This window comes from Bartonella sp. AA2SXKL (assembly GCF_042197205.1).
In the GTDB taxonomy this organism is placed as follows: domain Bacteria; phylum Pseudomonadota; class Alphaproteobacteria; order Rhizobiales; family Rhizobiaceae; genus Bartonella.
Genome location: NZ_JBHIRN010000284.1, coordinates 1 through 543, shown reverse-complemented (window position 1 = coordinate 543; position 543 = coordinate 1). Strand labels below are relative to the sequence as shown.

Genomic DNA, 543 nt, shown 5'->3' with positions numbered 1-543 from the left:
ATCCGTAGCGATCTTCATAACATTATAAAGATCAGCCTTTCCCATTTGGCTCTTATGAGATTGTGGATCAAAAAGAGGGAGTTTCATTCCAGCAAAATCAGCCAAGCGCACTACACTTTCTGAAAAGTGCAACCCATCAAGCTCACAAAGAAAAGTAAAAATGTCACCACTTACACCACAGCCAAAACAATAATAACGGCCTTTATGATCATCACAATGAAAGCTTGGTGTTTTCTCACCATGAAATGGACAACAACTCCAAAAATCCCCCCGCGAAGGTTTACTTTTTTGAGGATCAAATGTTACCCTCTGGCCAATAACTGTTGAAATTGGCAATCTGGTACGCAGTTCATCAAGCAAATCAGGCGAAAAACGCATTATCTCTCACAGAGTTTTAAAATTCCTTTTTGCATATTTAACGAGTTTAGAGCATAATTCCAAGACTTCCTCTTAAGAGGTCGAAAATTTTTAAAGACCAAACAGCACATAATTTTAGAAAAAGAGAGTGAAAAAGTGATAAAATTTCTTGTTCAATATCCATGG

1 protein-coding gene is annotated in these 543 nt (G+C 37.2%); it reads right to left on the bottom strand.

The genetic code is table 11. The annotated features are described in order from the left end of the window. Positions 1-378, bottom strand: a 378-nt coding sequence (locus tag ACFINS_RS11270; RefSeq protein ID WP_375706319.1) for a CHC2 zinc finger domain-containing protein, incomplete at its 3' end; no start/stop codon positions are given. Positions 379-543: the final 165 nt, after the last annotated feature.